Here is a 25,780-nt window from a genome sequence, read left to right as displayed (position 1 = left end):
CAGATGATAAATATCTAATAATAATTTCAAGAAATATAAACACATTGGGATAACACGACCATGAAATCAAATAAAAAGCTTTATTTGTCAGTTTTGGCAAGTACTATTGCTTTCAATAGCTTTAATACTATCGCTGCAGAAAAGGAAGAAGATGGTATTAATATTCACGGCGGCGTGCGTATAAACTACGCCTATAAAGACTACAGTGAAAGCTCAAAAGATAAAGCGGGGGACTTAACTTTTGACATGCTGTCACTCCGTTTTGATGGTAAGCATGGCAACTGGGGGCTAAAGTCAGACTACCGCTTTACCGCCAACACTAACTACATTAAGTTTGGTTATGGTTATTATGATTTCAGCCCTAATTGGCAGTTACAATTTGGCATAAATAAGGTTCCATTCGGTAATATCGGATATATTTCAAATAGTTATTGGTTCGGCTTACCTTACTATCTTGGCTTTGAAGATGACCACGATCTCGGTGCGAAAGCAGTATATCAACATAACGGTTGGCAGACCGATATAGCGTTTTATAAAGGGGCTGAATACGGTCCTACAGAAAACAAGCGCTATGCTGCAGATCTCTACAGCGGCACCATTAATGGTACTGAATACCATAATGAAGAAACCAACCAAGTTAACTTTCGCCAAACTTACATAATGGAGCACCAAGGTGGATCAACAACCTTTGGTGCCTCAATTGAAGCAGGTCAAATCTTTAACTCAGAAACGGGTAATAATGGTGACAGGTATGCGTTCGCAGCGCACATAGACAGCACCTTAAATGGCTGGAACCTACAACTACAAGCTATGCAGTATGAGTTTGATGCCGCCGATAGTACTAACGACAACAAGATAGGTATCTCAGTTGTGAGTTGGCAATTTGAAGTTGCCTCTAAAGGCCAAATTTACAGCGCAAACATCGCTAAAACGATCCCAACCGATTGGGGTAACATCAAATTTTATAACGACTTTGGCTTAATGACACCAGACGTTAATGATGACGACTACGATAACAGCATGCAAAACGTATTAGGTGCAGCTATCAGTGCCGGTCCAACATATACACAGATTGACTTTATCATGGGTAAAAACATGACCTTTTCAACGGCCAACAATGATCATATAGGTCTACCTGAAGTCGGTGATGACTGGGATAAACGCTTCAACATTAGCTTTGCCTATTACTTTTAGGATACAGAATAAAGATCTCATCTTGAGAAATAGAGTACAAATACTTCTCAAGGCAAAAATTGCTAGCTAAGTGATTGTATTATTGATAACTTAATCGATTACTTAGCGGCTAACGCTCCTCTATATAATGCATATAAGAGAGGTAGTCCCCCGAAAAATAATCGCTACTAAGGGTAGAATTTTATAATCACCAACGACGCTGTTTCCCCTAAGGGTGTGAGTCAGGGGCATTAAAGCAATCCCAAAACGATGTTATCGATACTTTGGGTTTGTCTGCTAATCTATTATAACTCTATGAAGTTGTCGCTGGAAGCATAACCTGACATAGGCAGCTTCCAGCTTTCAATCACTTAGCTAAAATATATAACCATAACCTGACATAAAATATAACCATAACCTGACATATCGAGATGACCTCTAATGCTCTGTAATTATGACTTGTACTTTTATTACGACATAATCGCTTGGTTATCACACACAATTTTAGGGGGCTAGCTTGTTACTGTCGGATAGGCGGCACTTGTTACCAAGTACCGCCCTCCTAAGAACCGTACATGCAACTTTCACTGCATACGGCTCAAGCCTCCACTAAGGCGTATTTTGTTACCCAGCACCCTATATTGCAGCTAAGACCGGTTCGAACCAAGAATTTCTACCTTCCTTTGCCCGTTTTCGTTTACCTAAGTAATCTTCATATTCGGGGTCATAAGGTGTCGCTATACTCCTGATTTTAAGGGAGGGTTACAGTGGCAAGAGCTCAATAAGCGCGTTAGCTGCTTTACTATCATGAACTTCTCCGCCAGTGACGATAAACGCTATTGGTAAACCATAACTATCTACAGCAAGGTGAATTTTACTTGTATTCCCCCCTCGACTAAGCCCAATAGCTTGATTTTCTTCAGATGAGGCACCAGCACTGTGTTGATGTGCTTTAACATAACTGCCATCAATAAATTCCCACTCAGTATCGCTATCAGCCGATAATGTTTTGAATAGTCTGAGTAAGATCCCTTTTCTTGACCACAGTAAAAAGCGACGGTAAATCATGTTCCATAACCCCAAACATTCAGGTAAATCTCGCCAAGGGCAGCCAACACCAAGTCGATAAAGGATCCCCTCCATCGTATTTCTATGCTCACGCTTGTTATAAACTCTATCTTCAAGCAGAATAGTTTTTAGCTTCGACCAAATCTCATCAGTGAGCATTAATCGGGGCATGGTAATCTCGTTAAGTTTGTTTTTGGCGAAGTAAATTATACGAGATTACCTTCTTCGGACAAAATTCGAACAAAGATCAACAGCCCCTAGTAAACAAGCCTAAAGATAAAAGTTGACTAGGCGACGTAAACTACAGAACTCAAGAACAACCACTACCAGCAGAGTTAAATATATATAATAACCTTCCACTTTGATAGAAATACCAAGTACAGGTTTCAATACTCCCGCCAGCCGGAGTGGTACTTCCGTTAAACTGGACTTCAATACCCCCAGCATTTCTAAACTGGCCAGTGCCATTCAACTCTTCTAACCTATCAAGGACACAAGGATTCGTAATTGTTAAAGGCCCATGTTTACCTCGTAAATGAGATAGTTTTACACCAGCTACTCTCGACTCATCACTTAGAGAGAATTTCAAAATAGGTACGTTATTATGATCCCTGCCTAAATTTTCAATATTAAAAAGTAAATAATCTTTTATTGAACTCAATTCTTCGCTATTAGCAAAAGGCCAGGTAATAATAGGTTTCTTAGTTGTATCACTCCAAGCAACATTATAATTAATACGATTAATTGTTATCCCTGCTCCCGTATTTGAAATTGAACTTGACTCCAACTTATCCATTACACCGTAACCTGGTGAGGTTTCCATACCAAACATAATGCTCAAAGTCATTAAATCTTCTAAGTTAGACATCTCATTAGGGTTTACCAAAGTGCTCAATGCCGTGTCTGTTGGGCATGTAGTCGTACCTGAACGAGAAGCAATATAACTCGTATTTGATTTTGAGATATAGGCATTACTAGTTGCAATCTGAATTCCATTTTCATAAGTAGCTAAATACTCTGCAACCATTGAGTAGCCAGAAATATCTTGATTTGATAATGTTCTATCCCAAGCCATAACTGGATAACGAGGAGCTTGATTGCTATGGCCAACGCGATAAGAATAAATATTCTTTGTTTCTGGATTAACTAAAATAATATTCCTGGCTACTGAACCACAAATTGCGTCATCAGGTGTTGGTGGCGAGAAGGGGTCGCTTGAGTTACATTGTAATTTTGGCGCATATTTTAATTTAGCGATAGATTTCGCATTTTCGGGTGAGGTACATTCTTTACAGAAAAAAGCTTCTTCAGCGTAAGTTGATAAAGGTATGGATATTACAATTAGTAATAAAAATGTCTTAAACATTATAATCGTTCCTTGATTATTTTAGTGTATCAAATAGAAGTATAGTGCATTTAGTGTACAACCACTTTAAAACTTGGCTGTAAAATTATCTTAACCTATTGATAGAAATAGAGTGTTTTTTTGCAAAAAAATTACAAAAACTATTTTTATGTCAATCTATGCTTTAAATTTGTCAGACTATGGTTATGTTATGTCAATGTATGCTTTCAGCGACAAAAATATTGGTAAGCCCTATGGCCTCGAGACTCAACGGTTTTTCATTGCGGCTTTCACATACACATCGAAACGATTTTTCTTGGTGGCGATAACAGTGCTGGGCTTGACGCCGCCTAAATCCTCGGCGTAATCGGGGCGCTTAACTACCACCCGTTTGGTGGCTAAGGCCATCGCTGGCGCGAGCAAACCATCGGCATCGAGGTCAGCGCCAACTAAAGATTGAAACACCCGCATCTCTTTTTTCACTAAGGCAGACTTTTCGCGGTGGGGGTACATGGGGTCTAGGTAGACTACATCAATTTCGGTACCAGATGTGTTAGCCGCATCGGCTAACGCATTAAGGCTTGAACCATGAAATAGACTCATACGCGCTTGCATCCATGGGCCAATATCGGCATCTTGATACGCACGGCGCAGGCCGTCTTCAAGTAGCGCGGCCACCACAGGATGACGCTCGACCATAATCACCTTGCAACCAAGGCTTGCCAGCACAAAGGCATCACGCCCAAGGCCTGCGGTACCATCGACCACTGTCGGAGTCACGCCCTGCTTAAGCCCAACGGCTTTGGCAATGGATTGGCCACGGCCGCCGCCAAACTTGCGGCGATGAGCAACTGCCCCTGAGACAAAATCCACTACTATCCCTTTTAATTTTGGCTCATCACGCTTATTGAGCACGAGGCAATCATGTTCAAATACCAACTCAAACAATGAGTCCTTATCAAACACCAGCCCCCAACGCTCACAAATGGCTTCTAGGGTCGGATAATGGCGATTGAAAAACACTCCGATATGAGGGGTTTGGTTTGATTCTGACGTCACGATAGCTCTGTGGTTAAGGAAATAGCACTTCATTATGCCAGAGGCTCGGCGCGTTATAAAAGCAAAGATGCCGCTAGGTAATAAATCCATGGAAGCGGCGCAATAGGCAGCGTGCTGATTAGGCCTAAAAAAAGCTAAAAAAAACCAAAAAACGTCTCAAAAGCCTGAATATGCGGATAAACAGCTGATTGTTCACATTGTCGACATCCAGATTCAGGCACACTTTTGCCGCAGTCGCGAACCATAATCACGACGCTAAAAAGACTAAAATGAGATGATATATGATGAAAACCATAAGACTTAAAAAGCTGGGCTACTTAACACTGTTGAGTAGCTTATCTCTGGGCCTCGTCGCCTGCTCCGACGGTGAAGATGGCAAGCCGGGCGAAGACGGTAAGCCGTCTAACAGCGTCAGCACCCAAGCTAACACCTTGTCGATCAGCATCGATAACACCAGTGTGACTGACAACCTACTGAGCATCGATTTTTCAGCAGAGAATGAATACGCTCTGCCGGTGATAAAAATTGCTGCGTTAAAAATCTACGCTAGCCAATTACAACCCCAAGCCGCAGGTGAGCGCTCGCAGTGGCAAACGCTGGCCAGCGAAACCTGCTCTCCAGCTAAAGGATGTGACGGTATACTCATCGATAATCTTGATGGCAGTTACCGCTACACTATGCATGCGCCACTAGTTCAAGGTGAGGCGAGTTTTAATGGCGACTTCACCCAGCGAGTACAACTGAATATTCTTGCCAGCGCGACTGTACCCGCCACCACCACAATTATCGATTTCAACACCAATGGTACCGACATAGAAGACAATCGTAGCATTATAGATGCGGCAAATTGCTTAAACTGCCATGACGCTATTGCAGAGATTAAACATGGCGGTGATAACCTCGAAAGCTGTGCCAGTTGCCATACCAATAACAAGATGTCAGATCCGAGCAAAGTGTGGCCGGTACTGGCCCATACCGCTCACATTGGTGTGACACCACAAGCACTCGGTAGCTGTACTGCTTGTCACAGCAAAACCGTAAGCGAGCAACAGCCACAGGCCACTAACTGGTACCAAGTTCCGACTCGTGAAACCTGCTCAAGCTGTCATGATATGACCAGCAATGCGGTGTACAATCATGATTCTCAACCCGATAACGGCAACTGCTTAACCTGCCACGCTCCTGAGCGCACCTACACAGCACACATGGGCAAACATGAAAAAGCGGTAGCTGAAGATCAGCGTAATATTGTCAATGTCGATCTGCGCGACGCAAAATTGGTGCAACAAGGTGGCCAACACTTTGCTGAAATTAGTTTTGCTTTACTCGACAGACAAGGACAAGAAATCGCGATTACCGACAACAACCCTGCTAATGCCGATTGGATTAAGAATCTGCAGCTATACGTTAATTGGGGCGCGTCAGTCGACTTTACCAGCAGTCGTGGCTACACCATTTATGTTAAAAGTAACAAGAAAGACATTACCCAAGATGGCAGCGGCAATACCCCTGCAGGTGAGCGTGAACGTACGCCGCTATATCGCAGCGAAGGTAATGTTTATAGTTACTTAATGGGGCCTGTTGTTACGCAGGACCAATTCTCTGGTGACTTAATTAATGATTCAGGCTTTATCTCTAATCGCCTTATTTACTGCTTTGACGAGCAACAAAACTTAGTGAGCTGCGATCAAGCTGGGCATACCAAAAATGCCGAAGCCAATAAGCGTTGGTTCTTTAATAAAGACGGTTTAACCGATGCGCCAGAAGCTAAGCGCCCAGCAATTGTTTCAAACAAGACCTGCGGCACCTGCCATGGCTATGATGAGTTTAATGATAACTCACAGCTGGCCTGTCGCGGTTGTCATGCACAAGTCACCGAGATCAACAAAGAGCTCGCCGATACCACTTGTTTCTCGGGTCACGATCATGACGAATTAGGCGAACACCTACGTCCGTTTAAACCACGTGCAATGGCCATCAAAGGTCAGCCTGCCTTCCTCAGCTCTACCGCAGATATCGTCGATCCCTGTTTGGCCTGCCACAATCCAAACACGCCACCGACACAAGCGATCCGTGAAATGCACACTAAACCAAGCGATTGGGATTATATTGAGCAACTCACCGTTAGCCATCCAGATCACAAAGTGTGGATGCACTCACTGCATACCAACCAACGCGTGACACAAGATCGTGCAGATGGTGTGCGTAACGTTGAGTACCCTGCCGACAAGGCAAACTGCTATCGTTGTCACGAAGGCGACACCTTCGGGGTTGATCGCTTGACCGCGGTGGGTCGTCCGCTGGCCCTCGACTTAGACTACAACCCTGACTCGAGAGCCCATCCAGCAACGGATATCAGTGTCGATGCGTACACTTCACCCGTGTCGGCAACCTGCTATGCCTGCCATGCTAAACAGCAAAATAGCGACGGCACCATGGTGATTAACAAGTCAGTACGTGCTCACATGGAACAAAACGGTGGCCGTTTTGGGGTGAGTGCTAACCAACTTCAAGTTGAATCCTGCGCCGTTTGTCACTCAATAGACAATCTAAAACAGGTACACAACTTGTAACGCTCAGTTTTCCCTGCAAGGAAATTAATGCCGTTCAGCGTTACACGCTGGGCGGCATTAACCCATGAAACACAGAGCTTGATCATACTTCAACAGCAAACATTTCCGCGTTAATCCTCACCGCCTTATACTGGCAGCGTGAGCCCCTTGTAGAGAGTTTCCGTGCAATTAACCTCAGAGTTGAGCCTTAACGTTGCTCAGCAACAGTTATATAACCACCGTACGTCCACCTGTATCGATCTTAGCTATGCCGAGACCGCGATACTGCAGCAACTGCTAAGTCAGCAAGGTGAACTGGTGACCAAAGATACCCTTATGCGGATAGGCTGGCCTAATCGCGTGGTCGCACCGTCTTCATTACAACAGTGCATTAGTATGCTGCGCAAAAAACTGGCCGATCAGCCGACTATCGAGCTTAAAACGGTTCCGCGCCATGGTTATCTGTTGCAGTTGCCTCATCAGCCCGCTGTCACTAAGCCTTTTACCCGGCCCACGATGCCTGTGCTGCTGGCAATAGCATTGCTGTGTAGTGCGCTACTCGGTTATCTGTCTTATAGCCAACAACCCCAGGTACATGCCTATCAAGAGCAAGGGTTAGTCAGCTCATTAAGTGGTAGTCAGGGGCTTTTTACCCTATTAACCTCAGTGGCTGACAACGCTATTGATGAGCAGGTGGCCGCACAACGCTTGCACCAGCAACTGCTGGATGAGCCCAGCTCGCCGCCACCATTTGACACCTTTCAAGGTTTTGCCCAGTTAAGTGCCAACCGTGACAGTATCGCAATATGCCCTAACTACCAAGCGGGCCAATGCCCTGGAAAACAGTTGATCAATATTCGTGGCGATGCCGAGCGTGCAGGCCACTTAGCCCTGTCTGATTTTTTGAGCACCAAAATTAGAATGGAGCAAAAAACCTATAACAAGCTGGCGATACCAGAGCTGCAGCAGCACCAAGGTCAACTTAAAGAGCAGATGTATCATGGTGACCTCTATTTTTCGGTACAAGATAACCGCTTGGTGCGCAGCGATATCCGCATCTCTCTAGTCGAGATCTCGGCCGATCAGGGTATTTTTTATTTTGCAGCCTGCATAACCGATGAAGACTGTTATTCCACCCCCATTCGCTATGAGATCCGCGGTCACTTTAGCCGTAGCACCGAAATTTGGCCGCAACGCCGCGTAGAACGTTATGACATCAGTATTAATAATACCGAGATATCGTCACCCAATACACTGACAGACACGGCGCAACGCATCTATTTAGCCCTGCGAAAACAGCACCTCACTCATAAAGCCCTAAGCTTTTATCGCATCTATCAAGACGACGGCACGGCGATATGGCAACTGCCGCTAGCAGGAGATAACCTCGTTTGGATGCAACGCCATACCTTGCAATTATGATCCCCCTTAGGAGTTGTATATAATGGTGCTTCCATTACTCATCACCAATAAAGATCTCCCATGTTAAGTTATCGCCACGGCTATCACGCTGGAAACTATGCAGATGTACTTAAGCACACCCTGTTGCTGCAAACCCTTAAACTTATGCATAAGAAACATAAACCTATGGTGTATATCGATACCCATGCGGGGGCAGGTGGTTATGCTTTGTCGGATGAATTTGCGCAAAAAACCGGTGAGTACTTAGAGGGTGTGGCTAAACTGTGGGACAAAGATGACCTGCCACCGGCGCTGCAAGATTACATCAACGATGTTAAGCATTTTAACGCCGCCGATGAACTTGAGTTATACCCAGGCTCACCTTCCTTTGTCGATATGAACCTGCGCGAAAACGATCGTATGGTGCTGCATGAACTGCATAGCGCCGACTTTCTGACCCTAGATGAGCAGCTAGGCGCAGACAAAAAAATCAAGGTGATTAAGGGCGATGGCCTACAAGGCTTGATAGCAGCTGTGCCGCCACTGGAACGCCGCGCCGTGGTATTAATCGATCCTAGCTATGAGATGAAAACCGATTATCAAGAGGTGGCCAAAGCGGTAATTCAAGCCCATAAGCGCTTTGCCACCGGGGTGTATATGATCTGGTATCCTGTGGTGAATCGCGCGCAAACCGAGTCGATGTTTGAGTTATTAAAGCAAAGCGGTATTCGTCGTCAGCTGCGTATCGAGCAAGCGATTAAGGCCGACAGTGATGAGTTTGGTATGACCGCAGCTGGATTGTGGGTCATTAACCCACCATGGCAACTCGACGAAATTGCGCAAACCACATTAGATTATCTGGGCCCACTGCTTAATCAAGGTGGCGGCAGCACTCAAGTCACCTGGGAAGTGGGCGAATAAAGCGTTTAAAAAAATGCCTCGCAGGGCGTACCTTGATGATAGATGATCTGCCAGCGGTCGCCCCCATATTTCCACAAAGATGAGCGTAGCGAATAGCGCTTATCCAGCGCATTGATTGGCTTAAAGCTGGCGCGGTATGTCAGCTGCACAATATTTTCACTTAATTGACGGTATTGAATATCGACCACGGTGAACCTAGGGGTATTTTCTTCGGGCAAACGCCGCAATATCTCTGGTTTACCAAAACCGAGTCCCGTGGCGCCAATTTCTATAAATTCGTCGTGGATCAGCCGATCGAGTGTCGAGATACTGTGACGAACCTCGGGGTTGAGTAGGGCTAATTCTAATTCAATAATCGACTGTTTTAGCATGGCCGTTACCCGAGTTGTTGATAACGCTTGAATAAAATTTTAACCCTTTTGACATAAGCTTGCGTCTCAGGATATGGCGGAATACCTTGATATTGGCTTACCGTCGTTGGCCCTGCATTATAGGCGGCGCAGGCCAAGTCGATATTGCCCTCGAATCGAGCCAGCATCTTGGCTAAATAGCGCGCTCCACCATCGATATTTTGCTCGGGACGATAAGGGTTATCCACTCCCATCTCTTTGGCGGTGGCAGGCATTAACTGCATCAATCCCATGGCACCACTGCGTGACAACGCAAACACGTTAAAGGCTGATTCAGCATGAATAACCGCGCGTATGAGGGCAGGGTCAAGCCCATGTTCGGTGGCGGCACGCCCAATCAACTCATCGTAATCGGCACTAAACAGGGGAATTTTTTGCCAGTCTAACGTGGAGTCGCTCTGACAGGCAAAACAGTCATACAGCAGCACCCTAAAATCGCTACTGCCTGGAGCGTGGTCGGCAAATGCCACTACGCCATTATTCTGCGTGTATTGATACACCTTAATTTTGTCGACGGGCGCATCGATAGCGGCTGGCGCATCATGATTACCGAGAATACCTTGTTTAGAATATGTCGCCTTATAATGTGGCTTTCCAGCAGACTCTTGCGCCCATACCCCCGCACAGCTGGTGAGCAGCAGTAGCACAGCATAACGGCAAAACAGCGGTAAACGAAAAGGCGTACCTGTCATTACAATCCAATATCTTGATCGAGTTTAAGTACCTCAATCATAGCAAATAGCTGCTTCATCTCACGGTTTATTTGACTAAATTCATACTCAAATGTCGCCCCATTAAATATCGAGCCTAATTCGAAGCGATTTTCGTGACTTTCTAGCATGATCAGCAGCTTATTTTCATAAAAAGCGCACTGTATCTTACCTGAAAACAGCTCGGCCAAGGTTTGCAGTCGCTCCATAAAGCTGACCGTCAGCAGATACCGGGCCTCGATTTGGTCGGTAGAAAATACATCGAACTGTTGTTCAAAACGCGGATCTTCAAGCTTCACCCGCGTGAGGGTTTTAAAAGAATTTGACAGGAAGTTAATCAAGCCACCGCGATTTTTAACCACCACAGTATGGCCCTTAAACGCCTTATGACTACTCAGCAGCACCATGACGCCACGAAATACGGTAGCGGTTTCGGTGCGCTTTTTACGCCGAACCCGTTTAGTGAGGGTAAGCTCATTGATGGCAATATCGACCCCCTTATGTGCTCCCTGCACATAATCATCAAATAGGGCATTGTCATGATCGGGCAGCAATTTAGAGCGTTTGAGCAAAGGCAAGCTCATTCTGTGGCTGGGGCTGAAAATAAAATCATCGCCAAAATATTTAAAAATTTTAGGAAAAACTTGCTGTTTTACATCTCGCTTATAACGCTTTATCGGGCGATAACACCACCACAGTAGGCCAGCAAGCGGCAGTAAGAGTAACCACCAAGGCACTTGGATATAGTGACGCGCGCCATACAGCAGTGCGACTAATCCCAACCCCGCAATTATCGCCATGCTGGTGTAAATTCGCAGCCTTAACGCCTTAAGACTGGCGATGCGATGATTTTCGAACTTACGCGTTAATGGCTCAATATGTTGCTGATAATGCGCCTGAAACTGGGCTAATTCCTCTTTGGATGCCACCAAACGCTGTGGCTGGCGCAGCGGTTTTATCGGGGCACCAAAAATAAAGCTAAGCACGTTCACTGCAGTGACCTAGTGGCGAAACCATGAGTGAGACATAATTACAGATAATCGGCCGCATCCACTGGCGCTTTCGATACTTCATCGGCTTCATAAAACGGCATCACCTTAACATTAGCCATAGACGCAATAATGGAGCCGGGGAACACCTCTACCGCCGTATTAAGTTCAGACACTGCGGCATTATAGAAGCGGCGCGCCGCTGAGATATGCTCTTCAACTTCGTTGTAGGTCTGCATGGCTTGCAGCATGGTGATGTCTGACTTGAGTTCTGGGTAGTTTTCGACATTCACCATTAACTGACCCATTTTTTGATTAAGCTGCTCTGCCTGCGCTAGATGTTGTTTAATCGCTTGGGGATCATTATTGTCATAGCCTGCGGTGACTTGGCTTCGCAGTTCGGTGATCTCGGTTAATAGTGACTTCTCATGCTCCATAAACTTTTTAGCGATCTTGAGGATATTGGGCACTAAATTAGCACGCTTCTTCAACTGTACGTCGATCCCCGATAACGCCTCACGCGCGGCATTGCGCTTTTTGATCAGGCTGACATACCAAAGGTAGGTAATAATGACCACTATCCCTAAAGCTAACAGTAAACCTTGCATTACCTCTCCCTTACCATATTTAATGGCCTATTATGTTGTATTGGCACTTATTAACCAGTAGCACCACATCCATGATACTGACCCCATGCAATCGAGTACTGCATAACATACGGCATCACCTTTACCGATTTTACGTCATATTTCCAGTGATTTATCTACAGCCCCAGCAATATCAAACTGATGGTTATTTAAACCATTTACAATAAAGCATATGGAAATAAGCTCTCTATCACCATTCAAACATGCAGTTATCTGCCTTACATCATTAATTTAACCTAAAACCCAAAAAAGTCACACCCAAAGATAAGAGCAAAAAATAAAGTGATTAATAAACAATAACTAAAGATAAAACACTACAAACAAAACAGAGGCATTAAGTGATATTGAGGTTAACGCCTATGGCCCATCTTAGCCGCGAGCATACACCCCCTCCTTCGGTCCAAAGCTATTTAAAAACGACATTAAATTAGCTGATACCGGTTCAGCTTAGGTACAGTATTTGGGCGCTAATATAGTCGTCATTGACCTTACTTGACCTTGTGGGTTAATCACAGCTTTTGTCCCTTACTTTTCCCCAATGTAAGGGATTTTTTTTGCCCAAAATTAATCCACCAGCTTACCCTCTAAGCGGTCGAACATCGCGTAAACAGCCTGCTGCAGTTAGCGGCATCATCATCGTCAGCCACTTATTCAGTCTAGATACAGGATCAAAGCCTTATGCTTTGATTTTCCCAAGACCATCTCCGTTGGCGAGGGGACAATCATCACTTTTTTAGCCCGTATCCCTCCAGAGCGGGCTTTTTTTATCTATACGCCACGTCCCATCGCCTACCGATTTAAGTTTCAGTTAAAACTCTTGCTTCATCATAGAAACATTGCACCACCCAAAATAACAAAACAATAACTTAGGGTACAAAGATGCCCATAATGAAGGAAAGTACATGAGTCTTGAGCAACAAGATGACTTTGGCAGTCGTGCAACAACTGCCGAACAACCGCCGGAACAGAGCGGTTTATTTGTGCGATTTTTAAATATCGTCGAACGCCTTGGTAATTTACTCCCCCACCCCATCACTTTATTTGCTCTATTCTGCCTCGCCGTCATCGTCATTAGTGGTATTGCTGGCTATTTTGAACTCACAGTCACAGATCCCCGCCCAGAAGGTGCCCCAGGACGCAGTGCCGATGGCTTGATCCATGTCGTCAGCTTAATGAATGGCGAAGGTTTGCGAATGATAGTCTCAAATCTGGTGACTAACTTTACTGGCTTTACTCCGCTGGGTACTGTATTGGTGGCCTTGCTTGGGGTGGGCATTGCAGAGCGTTCAGGGCTGCTATCGGCAGCCATGCGTTCACTGGTCATGGGCGCCTCAAAGCGTTTAGTCACCTTAACCATAGTGTTTGCCGGTATCGTCTCAAATACCGCATCCGAGCTGGGTTATGTGGTGCTCATCCCTATGGCAGCCTTGATTTTTCACTCCTTAGGCCGTCACCCTCTGGCTGGGCTGGCCGCGGCATTTGCTGGGGTCTCGGGCGGTTATAGCGCCAACTTATTACTGGGTACGGTCGATCCCTTGTTGTCAGGTATCACCGAGGCCGCAGCGCAGATGATCGATCCTGAGTATTTAGTCGGCCCAGAGGTGAATTGGTATTTCATGTTTGTGTCGACCTTTGTGATCACTGGGTTAGGTGCTCTGGTTACTGAAAAAATTGTCGAGCCTAAGCTAGGTAAATACGATGCTAGCGAAGCCAGTATCGACCTAGGCGCACAAAAAATGGATGGTGTAAGCGCAGTAGAAAAGCGTGGCCTTAAGGCTGCGGCCATCACCACTGTGGTGTTAGGCGCCATCTTAGCCTTGACCATAGTGCCGGAAAACGGGCCACTGCGTCACCCTGAAACAGGCTTAGTGGCAGGGTCACCGTTTCTCAAAGGGATCGTCGCCTTTATCTTTATCTGCTTTGCCATTCCGGGTTTAGTATACGGCAAGGTGGTGGGCACCATGAAGCGCGACAAAGATGTGATTGACGCCATGTCTCACAGCATGAGCACCATGGGCATGTATATTGTGCTGGTGTTTTTTGCCTCGCAATTTGTGGCATTTTTTAAATGGACTAATCTAGGCGCGGTATTGGCAGTTACCGGGGCCGATGCCTTAAATGCCGTTGGCCTTACTGGGCCGCTGGTATTTTTGCTGTTTATTATGATGTGTGGGTTTATCAACCTGATGCTGGGCAGCGCATCGGCGCAGTGGGCGGTGACTGCTCCGATCTTTGTGCCTATGTTGATGTTGGTCGGTTATGCCCCTGAAACCATTCAGGCGGCTTACCGAATAGGCGATTCGGTCACTAACCTTATTACCCCTATGATGAGTTATTTCGGGCTTATCTTGGCGGTTGCCTCCCAGTATAAGAAAAACTTAGGCATAGGCACCTTAGTCGCCACCATGTTGCCTTACTCTATCGTGTTCTTTATCGGGTGGACCTGCTTCTTCTTTATCTGGGTATTTGCCTTAGGCCTACCCGTTGGCCCCGGTGCGGCGACCTACTACACGCCTTAATAACTCAGCCTGCAGACCAACACGCCGGAGCCCATCCGGCGTGTTGTTATCATACGCTCACAAGAGGGTTTTTATCACATCTATCACTGACAACACCCGCTGTGGTAATGCCGACTTTCGTCTGTAACACAAATAGATAGGCTCGCTCACGGGGACAGATAAAGCGTGCACCTTTATTCGCTCAGGCCGCGTGAACGCTTCAACCGCATAGGCTGGCAACACGGTAAAGCCTAAGCCACGACTCACCGGCTCGAGGATCTGGCTTATCTGGTTAGAAAAGCCGCGCGTTGGCAAGGGCTCACTGTACTCAAACTCGGGATAATTGGCACCTAACAACAAACTGGCATGGTGCGCGCCATCGGGATGATCGATAAACCCCAACTGGGTTAAGCTTGCCCAAGTTAACGAGGGCGACTGCGCTGGTGTCACCAGGAGTAATGACTCCTGCCCCACCTTGTGACCGTGCACTTCGCTTAAGGTCGGTTGCCGTGTCATTAAGCCAATATCACTATCGAGTTGGGCAATGGCCTGCTCAACCCCTGAGTTAGAGGTAAAGCGATAATCGAGCACCAGCTGAGGGTGGAGCTGCTGCAAATCGAGCAAGTCTGCATACAGCTTTAACCCCATGCTGCCAGGCGACATCACCCGCACTATGCCCGCAAAGGGAGGGTCTTGGCGCACCGCCTGTTGTAGCTGCTGCAGCGCCTGCAGTATACCGCCCCCCTGTTGGTAGAGGGTTTGCCCTGCGTCGGTCAGTGAAAACTGCTTGCCCTCACGCACTAACAGTGGCGTGCCCAGCTGCTCTTCTAATTTACGCACATGCTGACTGACGCCAGATTGAGTCATGTGCAAGCGCTCGGCGGTGCGGGTGAAATGCCCTAATTCCACCAAGGTGCAAAAACTTCGTAGCCAAATGGGATTTATCATCACAAAATATAATCAAGTTTTCAGATATTGATAACCTTACATGATTTTGCGTAATTTGTAAGCCACGCCCCACTGTCACCTTGCAATAGCGCGTTGTTAGCTGAACACTCGATACAAAAATGCCAACCCCTAAAGATTGGCATTTTGCTATAAAGCATTGATATTAAGCTTGAATACCCGAATGTCTCAATAGGGCGTCAATCTTGGGTTCGCGGCCCATAAAACGCTTAAATAAGGTCATTGGCTCTAAGCTACCGCCCATCTCTAAGATATTTTCTAAGAAGCTACGTCCGGTTGCCGCATTGAAGATCCCCTCCTCCTCGAAACGAGAAAATGCATCGGCCGATAACACTTCAGCCCACTTGTAGCTGTAGTAACCTGCTGCATAGCCTCCCGCAAAAATATGCGCAAAACCGTGTTGAAAACGGTTAAAGTCGGCAGTGGGGACCACGGCCACTTGGCGTCGAACCTCATCGAGTTTGGCTTGAATTTGCGCCCCCACTTGCGGGTCATACTCATGGTGCAAACGAAAATCAAACAGCGAAAACTCCAACTGACGTAACATCATCATGCCCGATTGGAAGTTTTTCGCCGCCAGCATTTTATCAAGCAGCGTCTTAGGCAGTGGTTCACCCGTTTCAAAATGACCTGAAATTTGGGCTAATGCTTCCTCTTCGTAACACCAGTTTTCCATAAATTGACTCGGTAACTCCACCGCATCCCAAGGTACTCCGTTGATCCCTGACACACCGGCCACATCAATTTGAGTCAACATATGGTGAATACCATGGCCAAACTCGTGGAACAGGGTCGTCACTTCATCATGGGTAAACAGCGCAGGCTTACCCGCCACAGGGGCGTTAAAGTTACAGGTTAAAAAGGCCACCGGATGCTGCAAACCATTAGCGGTTTGACGTCGTACACGACAATCATTCATCCAAGCGCCGCCGCGTTTACCTTCTCTGGCATACAGATCTAAGTAAAAGCTGCCCCTGTGCTGGCCTTGGGCATCTTTTATGGTGAAAAAGCGCACATCTTTATGCCAAGTATCAAATTCGGCTTGCTCTTCAACGGTTAAACCAAACAGACGCGAGACGGTATAGAACAGTCCAGACAGCACGCGATCTTCAGGAAAATAGGGACGCAATAGCTCTTGTGAGATCTCATATCTGTGGTGCTTAAGTTTTTCCGCGTAATAGGTGAGATCCCAGGGTTCGAGCTCGCTCACGCCGTATTCCTGCCTGGCAAATTCGGTCAGTTCGGCTAATTCGGCTTCACCTTGGGCTTTAGAGCGTGTTGCCAACTCTTCTAAGAAGTCGATCACCTGTTGTGGCGACTGCGCCATCTTGGTCGCCAGCGACTTTTCGGCATAGCTCTTAAAGCCCAGCAGCTGTGCTAGCTCGTGGCGTAACGCAAGGATCTCATCCATCAGCGGGCCGTTATCAAATTCACCGGCATTCGGGCCTTGATCCGACGCCCGCGTGACAAACGCGGTATAGCACTCTTGGCGCAGTTGACGGTTATCACTGTAGGTCATCACTGGTAGATAAGAGGGATAATCTAAGGTAAATAACCAGCCTTGCTGCCCCTTGGCTTCTGCCATGGCTTGGGCGGCAGCAATTGCCGACTCTGGCAGACCGGCAAGCTCGGCCTCATCGGTGATCAATTTGCTCCACGCCTGCGTCGCGTCGAGCAGCTGATTAGAGAAGCGACTGGTTAGCTCAGATAAACGCTTCACCAATTTGCCATATTGTTGTTTATCTTCATCGCTCAATCCTACGCCTGACAGCTCAAAATCTCGCAGACTATGCTCGATACTGGTTTGCTGCGCCTGACTCAAGCTGGCAAATTCGGCCGATTCTTTAAGTGATTTATACGCCTGATACAGGCCTTGGTGCTGGCCAACATAGGTGCCGTATTCAGACAGCAGCGGCAAGCAAGCATCATGGGCAGCGCGCCATTCGTCGGTGCTTAACACCGCGTTCATATGCGATATTGGCGACCAAATTTGGCTGAGTTCATCATCGACTTGCTCTAACGGCGCCACAAAATTATCCCAAGTATATGGGCCGCCAGAGGCCAATACTTCATCGATTTTGCGACGACACTGTTCAATCCCATGCTCGACGGCAGGCTGAATATGCTCAGGTTTAATATGCGAAAAAAGCGGTAATTCCGCTTTGCTTAGCAAAGGATTGCTCATGTTGTTTCCTCTAAAGATCGACAGATATACACCACTAAATATGGGCGATGGCCACGTGATTCAAGCATTTGATACCAAACCCGCTTAAAAAGGCTCACTATAACGCTCTCTAGCAGCCGATACACATTAATGTTGTGATCTCGCTTAAAAAAGAGTTAGCCCGCAGCACCTAAAAACATAATTGATAAGCCGGTCTCAAATACAACTTATTCTCATTTTCGTTTGATTTCGGTGACGCTATGATCCACTCCATTCTCGTTCTGTTTAGGCTAATGTTTAACATGAATCGCTTGACCACACCCTTGATCACCACAGCGTTGTTGACAATTGGCACGCCGCTATTGGCGGCGGACATGATCCCCTCAGGCAGCGTCGATGATTTACACCTAAACAATATCATCACCTTCGAGCCATCCTCCAATAACGTTATCATCGACTTAGCATGGGACAACCAATATATTTCCCAAGGCCGTAATAATTTGGACGAGGGGGGCATTTACTGGGCAACTGCCGCTTGGCAACAGCACGATATCACCCTATATGGCACGGTTGGGCGCGCCGATAGCATGACTTACATCGAATGGAACCTCGGCCTAGAATACGCCTTACCTCTTGGTGATCGCTTTGATGGCTCACTAGGCTACCAACGCATCCAAGTCTATGGTGATGAAGAATGCACTGATAACGAACTGTTTGCCTCACTTAGCTACACAAATATTGGCTGGCTCACCCCCTCGATTGCCTATACCTACTCTACTGAAGCTGCAGGCTATTTTGTTGAAGCCAACCTTCACAGTGAGTGGGCGCTTTCACCACAACTAACTATCACCCCTTATGTCACCCAAGGCTTTGATTTTCAATATGCGACTGAAGCACATAATGGCCGTAACCACTTACAGTTAGGCGTCGAAATCCAATATCAATTCAGCCCACAGCTGACCCTGTCGGGCCATATTAGCCACACCTTAGCCCAGCAAGATATTAAGCGTGAGGTGGGCCCCAATAACGGCGACTTAGATCATACCTTTGCCGGCTTACACCTCAACTGGAGCTTATAACGCGCATTTAAAGCGTGTTGCACCTAGGGCTAATCTCAACTAGCTTTAAAGCTGACATAAAGGCAAGGAACGCCTTTAGCAACCATGAGGGACAAGGAATGCCTAATGTTATCCGCAGCGCCATAATCACCTTGATGATACTCAATGCCATTGACGGCAAAGCCCAAGCAGGCGAACCGTTACAATCACTCCAGCCCGCAACGCCACCAACCAGTAAACCGATAACCTTGCCCGCAGACAGCGCGTTAGACAGTGAAGGTAACCCTATCATGATCCCAGACGAGCACCGCAGTGCGCTACATTATCGCCCTCAGGATCTGCCCGCCACTAAGCAATCTAAATCCCAGCGCCGTGAGACCAGTAAAAAGTCAAAAAAAGATAACCGTCAACGCATCGCACAGAGGCAACAAGTAGCCGATGATCCTAGTTGCCGTTGGCTGCATCAACGTATGAACCAATTAAAAAGCAAATTACGGTCACAATCTAAACCCGAGTTTGGCTTTCATCGGGATGAGCTTAATATCCGTAGAAGCGAATGGGCCTGTATGAAATGCGGCGCCGAAGGCCCCTCAGTGAGCGACTACCAAAAATGCCAATACAAGCGCTAACCTCAGTCCATTAATAGCATCAACCCAAAGCACTTACTCAGCATATGGTCTTTGCATAAAGCCAAAAACGCCACTGGTTTGACAAGCGGTTTGCCCCTACAATGACCGCAATATGCAATCGTTCGAATTTGGAGATAATGATGGCTCAACACTTTGACTATATCTGTTTAGGCGCAGGCAGTGGGGGGATCGCCTCGGCAAACCGCGCTGCTATGCGTGGCGCTAAAGTACTGTTGATAGAAGCAAAAGCTCTTGGTGGCACCTGCGTCAACGTAGGTTGTGTGCCTAAAAAAGTCATGTGGTATGGCGCTCAGGTCGCCGAAGCCATGCACTTATATGCCAAAGATTATGGCTTCGATGTGGCGGTCAATAAATTCGATTGGAACAAACTAGTCGAAAGCCGCGAAGCCTATATCAAGCGCATCCACGGTTCATACGACCGCGGCCTTGAAAACAATGGCGTCACCTTAGTGCGCGGTTATGGGCGTTTCATCAATAACAACACCATCGAAGTCAATGGCGAGCATTACAGTGCCGACCATATCCTTATCGCAACCGGCGGTGCACCGACCATTCCTGATATTCCGGGCGCCCAATATGGTATCGACTCTGATGGCTTCTTCGCCCTCAACGAACAACCTAAACGCGTCGCCGTAGTGGGCGCAGGCTACATTGCCGTAGAAGTGGCTGGCGTGCTGCATGCACTGGGCAGCGAGACCCATCTGTTTGTGCGTAAACACGCACCACTGCGCAACTTTGACCCTATGCTAAGCGAAGCCTTGATGGAAAGCATGGCCAGTAACGGTCCAAGCCTGCACACCCATAGCGTGCCACAATCTGTGGTCAAAAATGCCGACAACAGCCTAACGCTCACCTTAGAAAACGGCGAGCAATATGAGGTCGACACCCTTATTTGGGCTATCGGCCGTAAACCATCGACCGATAAAATAGGCCTAGAGCACACCGACGTCACCCTAAACGATAAGGGCTATGTCGTGGTCGATGCACAGCAAAATACCACAGCGAAAGGCATTTACTGCGTCGGTGATATTATCGAAGGCGGCGTCGAATTAACGCCTGTGGCGGTTAAAGCGGGACGTTTGTTGTCTGAGCGCCTGTTTAATGGCATGACAGAGGCAAAAATGGATTACAGCTTGATCCCAACCGTGGTCTTTAGCCATCCAGCTATCGGCACCATGGGGCTCACAGAGCCAGAAGCTATCGCCCAGTACGGTGAAGCCAATGTCAAAGTGTACACCTCAAGCTTTACCTCTATGTATACCGCCGTCACCGCTCATCGCCAAGCTTGTAAAATGAAGCTTGTCTGCGCTGGCGACAATGAAAAAGTCGTGGGTATTCACGGCATAGGTTATGGCATGGATGAAATACTGCAAGGATTTGGCGTTGCCATGAAGATGGGGGCCACCAAGGCCGATTTCGACGCAGTGGTTGCCATTCACCCCACTGGCGCCGAGGAATTTGTGACGATGCGCTGATAGCTTCTGGCTAAGCATCGATTAATCCATGAATAGTGGTTAAAAGGTTATGCCCTTAAGGACATAACCTTTTTTATTGCGCCGCGTCCTCGCCGAATTAATCCCATAGCTGGCCAATATTATGCTTAATTGCTGGCGCTTACTGCAGCGTTCAAAAGCCCGCAGCTATTGGCAACCAACATCCACAACAGTGCACCACGCTAGTCAATTTAATGTTCGTCACCCACCCATTAACAACAGCTTAAAACGATCGCTTACGCCTTAGCAAAAACCGCCGTGCTCACAAGCAAAAAACCTTATTGTGACGACAAAAATAATTAGCTTTGCAGCCTGCGCTTTTAGCCCTAATGTCGCGTCCTTATTTTTAAGCAGTAACAGCAAACAATCGAATGATAAACCAAGTGAAAATGCCAATATCAATGCCTTGATATGATTTATGGCTATATTTAATCAACGGCAATAATCCAGCTAACGATTAAATGTGTTACTGTTTAGTTAACATGCCATCATGACCATAGGTTTCACTCTTACCTGCTGATTTAATCTGAAATTTTATGCCTTAGGTAGACTAAGGTCGCTATTAAGGAACATAGTTATGCGCATCGCAATTCTGTCTCGAAACGAAAACCTCTATTCAACTCGTCGCCTAAAAGAAGCTGGTGAAGCTCGTGGCCATGAGGTCGATATTATCGACACCCTGCATTGCTACATGGACATCACCAGCAGTAATCCAACCGTACGCTACATGGGTAAAGTATTGCCTAAGTATGATGCCGTTATTCCACGCATTGGCTCGTCGATCACTTTTTACGGTACGGCGGTGGTGCGTCAATTTGAGATGATGGGCACGTTTTGCGTCAACGAATCGGTGGCCATCAGCCGCTCGCGCGACAAACTGCGCTCACTGCAATTGCTATCGCGTAAAGGCATTGGTTTGCCGCGCACTGGGTTTGCTAGCAAACCCGATAAAATCAAAGATTTGATTAAAAATGTCGGCGGCGCGCCACTGGTCATTAAGCTGCTTGAAGGCACCCAAGGTATTGGCGTGGTATTGGCCGAAACCACTAAGGCGGCCGAAAGTGTCATCGAAGCCTTTATGGGGCTTAAAGCCAACATTTTAGTACAAGAGTTTATTAAAGAAGCGGGCGGCGCTGATATTCGTTGTTTTGTTGTGGGTGATAAAGTCGTGGCCGCCATGAAGCGTCAAGCGGCCGAAGGCGAGTTTCGTTCCAACCTGCACCGCGGTGGTATCGCGCAACTGGTGAAGTTAAGCAAAGAGGAGCGCGCCACAGCACTCAACGCAGCCAAGGCGATGGGGCTTAATCTGTGCGGTGTCGATATTTTGCAATCTAATCATGGTCCAGTGGTCATGGAAGTTAACTCATCACCAGGATTAGAAGGCATCGAACAAGCAACCGAGAAAGATGTTGCTGGGCTGATTTATGCCTTTATCGAAAAAAATGCCAAACCTCATGCCAATAAAACACGTGGTAAAGGCTAATGGATAACTCAGCCTTACACATTGGCGGAGTCGATATTCTCCCAGGCGAGCAGCGTCAACTGCAACTGCCCGTCGCTAGCCTGTACACCGACACCCAAGTGTCGATGCCAGTGCATGTGATGCGGGGCAAAAAGCCTGGGCCTAAGGTGTTTATTAGTGCGGCGGTGCATGGGGATGAACTCAATGGTATTGAGATCATCCGCCGCTTACTGCAGCTGAATATCAAACTCACTAAAGGCACACTCATTTTAGTGCCTATGGTCAATGTGTATGGCGTATTAAACCAGAGCCGTTATATGCCAGACAGGCGCGACCTTAACCGCAGCTTCCCAGGGTCGCAAAAAGGGTCGCTGGCGGGGCGAGTGGCTTACACCTTTATCAACAGCATAGTGCGCCATTGTGATTATGGTATAGACCTACATACTGGCGCGATTCATCGCTCTAATTTACCGCAAATCAGAGCTAATTTAGACGACAGTGAAACATTAGCCTTGGCACAAGCCTTTGGCGTGCCAGTACTGCTCAATGCCAATGTGCGGGACGGCTCCCTGCGCGAAGCAGCGGTGAATAATGGCGCGCGGGTACTATTGTATGAGGCTGGCGAAGCCTTACGCTTTGATGAGTTATCAATTCAAACTGGGGTCAGAGGCATACTCAATGTCTTGTCATCTCTGGGCGTGATGCGTAAACGCCGCTTACGCCAAAAAATAGCGCCCTTTGTGGCCAACCGTAGCGACTGGACACGCGCCGCGGCGAGTGGTTTTGTGTGTGAATTTGCCAAGCTGGGCGCCTATGTTGAACAGGGCGAGGTGTTGGCTGAAATCAACAACCCCATGGGCGAGCTTATCCAGCAAGTAACCTCGAATCGCGCTGGTATTGTCATAGGTAAACAAAATATCCCCCTCGTGTTGGAGGGTGATGCTATGTTCCATATCGCCTATTTTGGCAGTGCTGCCGATGAAGTGGTTGAGCATATTGAGATCATGAACGAACAGATCACCCCTATCACCACTCCCGTGATATGAAGGCTCACCAGAGCGGGGTAATTTTATTTTGTTAGGATAAAAACATGAAAAAAATCATTATTGGCAATCTAGAAATATGCCACCTACCCGATCTCGGTATTAGTGACCTGCAGGTGCGGATCGACACCGGGGCTAAGACATCATCCTTACACGTCGACAACCTAAAACGTGTTAAAGTTGGCGGCCGACCTTATGTCGAATTCGATCTGCATCCCGATGTGTATAATTTGGATCAGACGGTACACTGTAAAGCACCAATGCATGACTCTCGCAGGATAAAATCCTCTAATGGCGAAGTTGAGCAGCGCTGTGTTATCCAGACCACCTTGCAATTGGGTGATCATCAATGGCCTATCGAGCTGACACTAAGCAACCGTCAGGATATGACCTATTTGATGCTGCTTGGCCGCGAAGGGATGGGCGACCGCGTGCTGGTTGACCCAGCACAAAGCTTTTTACTCGATTGCTAGCGGGAACAATCGCTAATCACGTGATTTAGTAACAGATAAACAGCGTCGCTTTTAGCTCATGTCGGTTATCATAGCCGACATGAAACGGCTAGTGCATTGAGTAATATCATCAATGGACTGCAGCCTGTAGTACGCCACGGCGCATCGCCGCATGTTGGCCTGTCACTCGTTTGATTACAAGGATATTTCCATGGCAATGCCTGAACATGAGCCTCTTAATGAAGAGGAAATAAGAGACGACCTATTATCTCGGGTCATCGACATTGTCAGCCACCCAGAAGAACAAGAATCTGCCTCGCTGGCCTTTATCAGTGACTACAGTGACGCCGATTTAGCCAACCTATTCGAGTCCATCACAGACCAATACCGTGCGGTCGTGTGTCGCTACATTCCTGCCGAGCGTGGCTGGGCTATCTTACACCTGCTGCATTATGAAACCGCACGCCATGTGCTCGATATTCTGACCGACGCGCAGATGCAGGAATTGCTTAAGCGCATCACAGAAATTGATGTACTGACCTTCGCCGAAATCTTACCCAGTGACGTGGTCGAAGATTATCTCGAGCAACAAGAGTCTCTCACCATAGAGCAGATGCAACAGGCTCTAAGCTATCAAGATGAGGAAGTGGGACGTTACCTCAATAATGATATTTTACGCTCACGCCCAACAGCTCCAGTTAGAAGAGTGCTAGAGCGCATCGCAAAGTATCCCGAACGAGATTTTGTTGCGGTTTATGCCGTCGATGCCCAAGGCGAATACCAAGGCGCATGCACCATAGAGCAGCTTCACAATGTGGCTCCGAGTACGCCACTGGCTGACATTATTGTGGAAGTGGACCCCATCAACGACGATCAAGATATTACTAAAGCGGCGCAACATCTTAATCCCGTGACTGGCTTTGCGTGGCATCCGGTACAAAAAGAGGGCAAGATCATTGGCGCAATAGCGGTGTCCATTTTGATGCAACGCCTCAAAGAGCGTAGTTTAGAAGTGCTGGCCTCAGAAACGGCGCAAGATGAAGAAGATCTGTTTACTCCGGTCACCGTTGCCGCCAGAATGCGCGCTATCTGGTTAACAACCAACTTATTAACCGCCTTTTTAGCCTCTTGGGTCATTGGCTTATTTGGTGATGCGCTGCAACAAGTGGTGGCACTGGCTATCTTAATGCCTGTGGTTGCCAGTATGGGCGGTATTGCCGGTAGCCAAACCTTGGCAGTGGCGCTACGCGGTATTGCACTTAACCACTTAAAACGTAGCAACTTAAAACTGCTACTCGACAAAGAACTTAAAATTGCCGCCTTTAACGGCGTGTTGCTGGGCGCCTTAATTGGGGTGGTAGTGAGCTTTTGGTTTAACTCGGTGCCGCTGGGTGGCATTATTTTTGTCGCCATTGTGTTTAACAGTTTGGCCGCGGCCTCATCGGGCACGGTGATCCCCTTTGTACTCAAACAGATGAAGATTGATCCTGCCGTTGCGGGCTCGGTGATCTTAACCACAGTGACTGATGTGGTCGGGTTCTTTATCTTCTTAGGCTTAGGCAGCTTATTGCTGCTACCTTAAGCGCCTATAACGTGGGCAATCTCAGTTGCCCACGTTTACCCTCACCAACTTATAAAAGATTAAATAAAATTGAATCTTAAGATAAGTCTTATTGAATTTATTAGAACCTAAGTGCTAGTTATACTGCGGCAATCACA

At 47.1% G+C, this 25,780-nt stretch carries 20 protein-coding genes and 1 pseudogene; 12 read left to right on the top strand and 9 right to left on the bottom strand.

Annotation, left to right across the window (positions count from 1 at the left end; translation table 11 throughout):
• Positions 1-60: 60 nt before the first annotated feature.
• Positions 61-1,194 (top strand): hypothetical protein, encoded by a 1,134-nt coding sequence (locus tag AC5YB1_RS02525; RefSeq protein ID WP_494520587.1) that lies wholly within the window; start codon positions 61-63, stop codon positions 1,192-1,194.
• A 747-nt stretch (positions 1,195-1,941) separates the two neighbouring features.
• Here AC5YB1_RS02525 and AC5YB1_RS02520 read toward each other — a convergent pair.
• The 3 genes and pseudogenes from AC5YB1_RS02520 to AC5YB1_RS02510 all read right to left on the bottom strand — a co-directional run.
• A pseudogene (locus AC5YB1_RS02520) lies at positions 1,942-2,412 on the bottom strand (IS5 family transposase); the annotation flags it as partial.
• Positions 2,413-2,551: 139 nt separating this feature from the next.
• A complete protein-coding gene (locus tag AC5YB1_RS02515; RefSeq protein WP_494520586.1) occupies positions 2,552-3,607 on the bottom strand; it encodes a hypothetical protein in 1,056 nt (351 codons plus the stop codon).
• A gap of 246 nt (positions 3,608-3,853) precedes the next feature.
• A complete protein-coding gene (locus AC5YB1_RS02510; RefSeq protein ID WP_494521565.1) occupies positions 3,854-4,615 on the bottom strand; it encodes a class I SAM-dependent methyltransferase in 762 nt (253 codons plus the stop codon).
• A 311-nt stretch (positions 4,616-4,926) separates the two neighbouring features.
• Here AC5YB1_RS02510 and AC5YB1_RS02505 point away from each other — a divergent pair, with 311 nt between their 5' ends.
• The 3 genes from AC5YB1_RS02505 (at position 4,927) to AC5YB1_RS02495 (ending at position 9,519) form a co-directional block, all read left to right on the top strand.
• Entirely contained in the window at positions 4,927-7,218 is a 2,292-nt protein-coding gene (locus AC5YB1_RS02505) for a multiheme c-type cytochrome (protein ID WP_494520585.1), read from the top strand.
• Positions 7,219-7,380: 162 nt separating this feature from the next.
• Positions 7,381-8,619 (top strand): winged helix-turn-helix domain-containing protein, encoded by a 1,239-nt coding sequence (locus tag AC5YB1_RS02500; RefSeq protein ID WP_494520584.1) that lies wholly within the window; start codon positions 7,381-7,383, stop codon positions 8,617-8,619.
• 60 nt (positions 8,620-8,679) lie between these two features.
• Positions 8,680-9,519, top strand: coding sequence for a 23S rRNA (adenine(2030)-N(6))-methyltransferase RlmJ (locus tag AC5YB1_RS02495; protein ID WP_494520583.1), 840 nt, complete (start codon positions 8,680-8,682; stop codon positions 9,517-9,519).
• Positions 9,520-9,524: 5 nt separating this feature from the next.
• Here AC5YB1_RS02495 and AC5YB1_RS02490 read toward each other — a convergent pair whose 3' ends face one another.
• From AC5YB1_RS02490 to AC5YB1_RS02475, 4 genes are read right to left on the bottom strand one after another with little or no spacing between them, the layout of a single operon-like run.
• Positions 9,525-9,890 carry a nuclear transport factor 2 family protein gene (locus tag AC5YB1_RS02490; RefSeq protein WP_494520582.1) on the bottom strand — a complete coding sequence of 122 codons (366 nt, stop codon included), beginning with the start codon at positions 9,888-9,890 and terminating at the stop codon, positions 9,525-9,527.
• A 5-nt stretch (positions 9,891-9,895) separates the two neighbouring features.
• Complete coding sequence (locus AC5YB1_RS02485) at positions 9,896-10,621, bottom strand: lytic transglycosylase domain-containing protein (RefSeq protein ID WP_494520581.1); 726 nt, start codon at positions 10,619-10,621, stop codon at positions 9,896-9,898.
• Positions 10,621-11,631: a DUF3137 domain-containing protein gene (locus AC5YB1_RS02480; protein ID WP_494520580.1), complete on the bottom strand. Its 1,011-nt coding sequence runs from the start codon at positions 11,629-11,631 to the stop codon at positions 10,621-10,623. The genes AC5YB1_RS02485 and AC5YB1_RS02480 overlap by 1 nt, the downstream gene beginning before the upstream one ends.
• Positions 11,632-11,669: 38 nt before the next feature.
• Positions 11,670-12,236, bottom strand: a complete 567-nt coding sequence (locus tag AC5YB1_RS02475) for a LemA family protein (protein WP_494520579.1) — start codon at positions 12,234-12,236, stop codon at positions 11,670-11,672.
• A gap of 941 nt (positions 12,237-13,177) precedes the next feature.
• On the opposite strand from AC5YB1_RS02475, the gene AC5YB1_RS02470 reads away from it, so the two are divergent.
• Positions 13,178-14,794: an AbgT family transporter gene (locus AC5YB1_RS02470; RefSeq protein ID WP_494520578.1), complete on the top strand. Its 1,617-nt coding sequence runs from the start codon at positions 13,178-13,180 to the stop codon at positions 14,792-14,794.
• Positions 14,795-14,851: 57 nt separating this feature from the next.
• On the opposite strand, the gene AC5YB1_RS02465 is transcribed toward AC5YB1_RS02470, so the two are convergent.
• A complete protein-coding gene (locus tag AC5YB1_RS02465; RefSeq protein WP_494521564.1) occupies positions 14,852-15,721 on the bottom strand; it encodes a LysR family transcriptional regulator in 870 nt (289 codons plus the stop codon).
• Positions 15,722-15,884: 163 nt separating this feature from the next.
• Positions 15,885-17,924, bottom strand: a complete 2,040-nt coding sequence (gene prlC / locus AC5YB1_RS02460) for an oligopeptidase A (protein ID WP_494520577.1) — start codon at positions 17,922-17,924, stop codon at positions 15,885-15,887.
• A 281-nt stretch (positions 17,925-18,205) separates the two neighbouring features.
• Here prlC and AC5YB1_RS02455 point away from each other — a divergent pair, with 281 nt between their 5' ends.
• The 7 genes from AC5YB1_RS02455 to AC5YB1_RS02425 all read left to right on the top strand — a co-directional run bounded on the left by AC5YB1_RS02455 (position 18,206) and on the right by AC5YB1_RS02425 (position 25,643).
• Positions 18,206-18,982, top strand: coding sequence for a hypothetical protein (locus tag AC5YB1_RS02455; RefSeq protein ID WP_494520576.1), 777 nt, complete (start codon positions 18,206-18,208; stop codon positions 18,980-18,982).
• A gap of 98 nt (positions 18,983-19,080) precedes the next feature.
• Entirely contained in the window at positions 19,081-19,590 is a 510-nt protein-coding gene (locus AC5YB1_RS02450) for a hypothetical protein (RefSeq protein WP_494520575.1), read from the top strand.
• A 140-nt stretch (positions 19,591-19,730) separates the two neighbouring features.
• Positions 19,731-21,086: a glutathione-disulfide reductase gene (gorA, locus tag AC5YB1_RS02445; protein ID WP_494521563.1), complete on the top strand. Its 1,356-nt coding sequence runs from the start codon at positions 19,731-19,733 to the stop codon at positions 21,084-21,086.
• A gap of 595 nt (positions 21,087-21,681) precedes the next feature.
• Positions 21,682-22,587: a 30S ribosomal protein S6--L-glutamate ligase gene (rimK, locus tag AC5YB1_RS02440; protein ID WP_494520574.1), complete on the top strand. Its 906-nt coding sequence runs from the start codon at positions 21,682-21,684 to the stop codon at positions 22,585-22,587.
• A complete protein-coding gene (locus AC5YB1_RS02435; protein ID WP_494520573.1) occupies positions 22,587-23,612 on the top strand; it encodes a succinylglutamate desuccinylase/aspartoacylase family protein in 1,026 nt (341 codons plus the stop codon). The genes rimK and AC5YB1_RS02435 overlap by 1 nt, the downstream gene beginning before the upstream one ends.
• A gap of 44 nt (positions 23,613-23,656) precedes the next feature.
• On the top strand, positions 23,657-24,082 hold the full coding sequence (locus AC5YB1_RS02430) for an ATP-dependent zinc protease family protein (protein ID WP_494520572.1): 426 nt from the start codon (positions 23,657-23,659) through the stop codon (positions 24,080-24,082).
• 190 nt (positions 24,083-24,272) lie between these two features.
• Entirely contained in the window at positions 24,273-25,643 is a 1,371-nt protein-coding gene (locus AC5YB1_RS02425; protein WP_494520571.1) for a magnesium transporter, read from the top strand.
• The last annotated feature ends 137 nt before the right edge of the window (positions 25,644-25,780 follow it).

This window comes from Shewanella sp. 433 (genome assembly GCF_059338565.1).
This window is presented reverse-complemented; position numbering and strand designations above follow the sequence as displayed.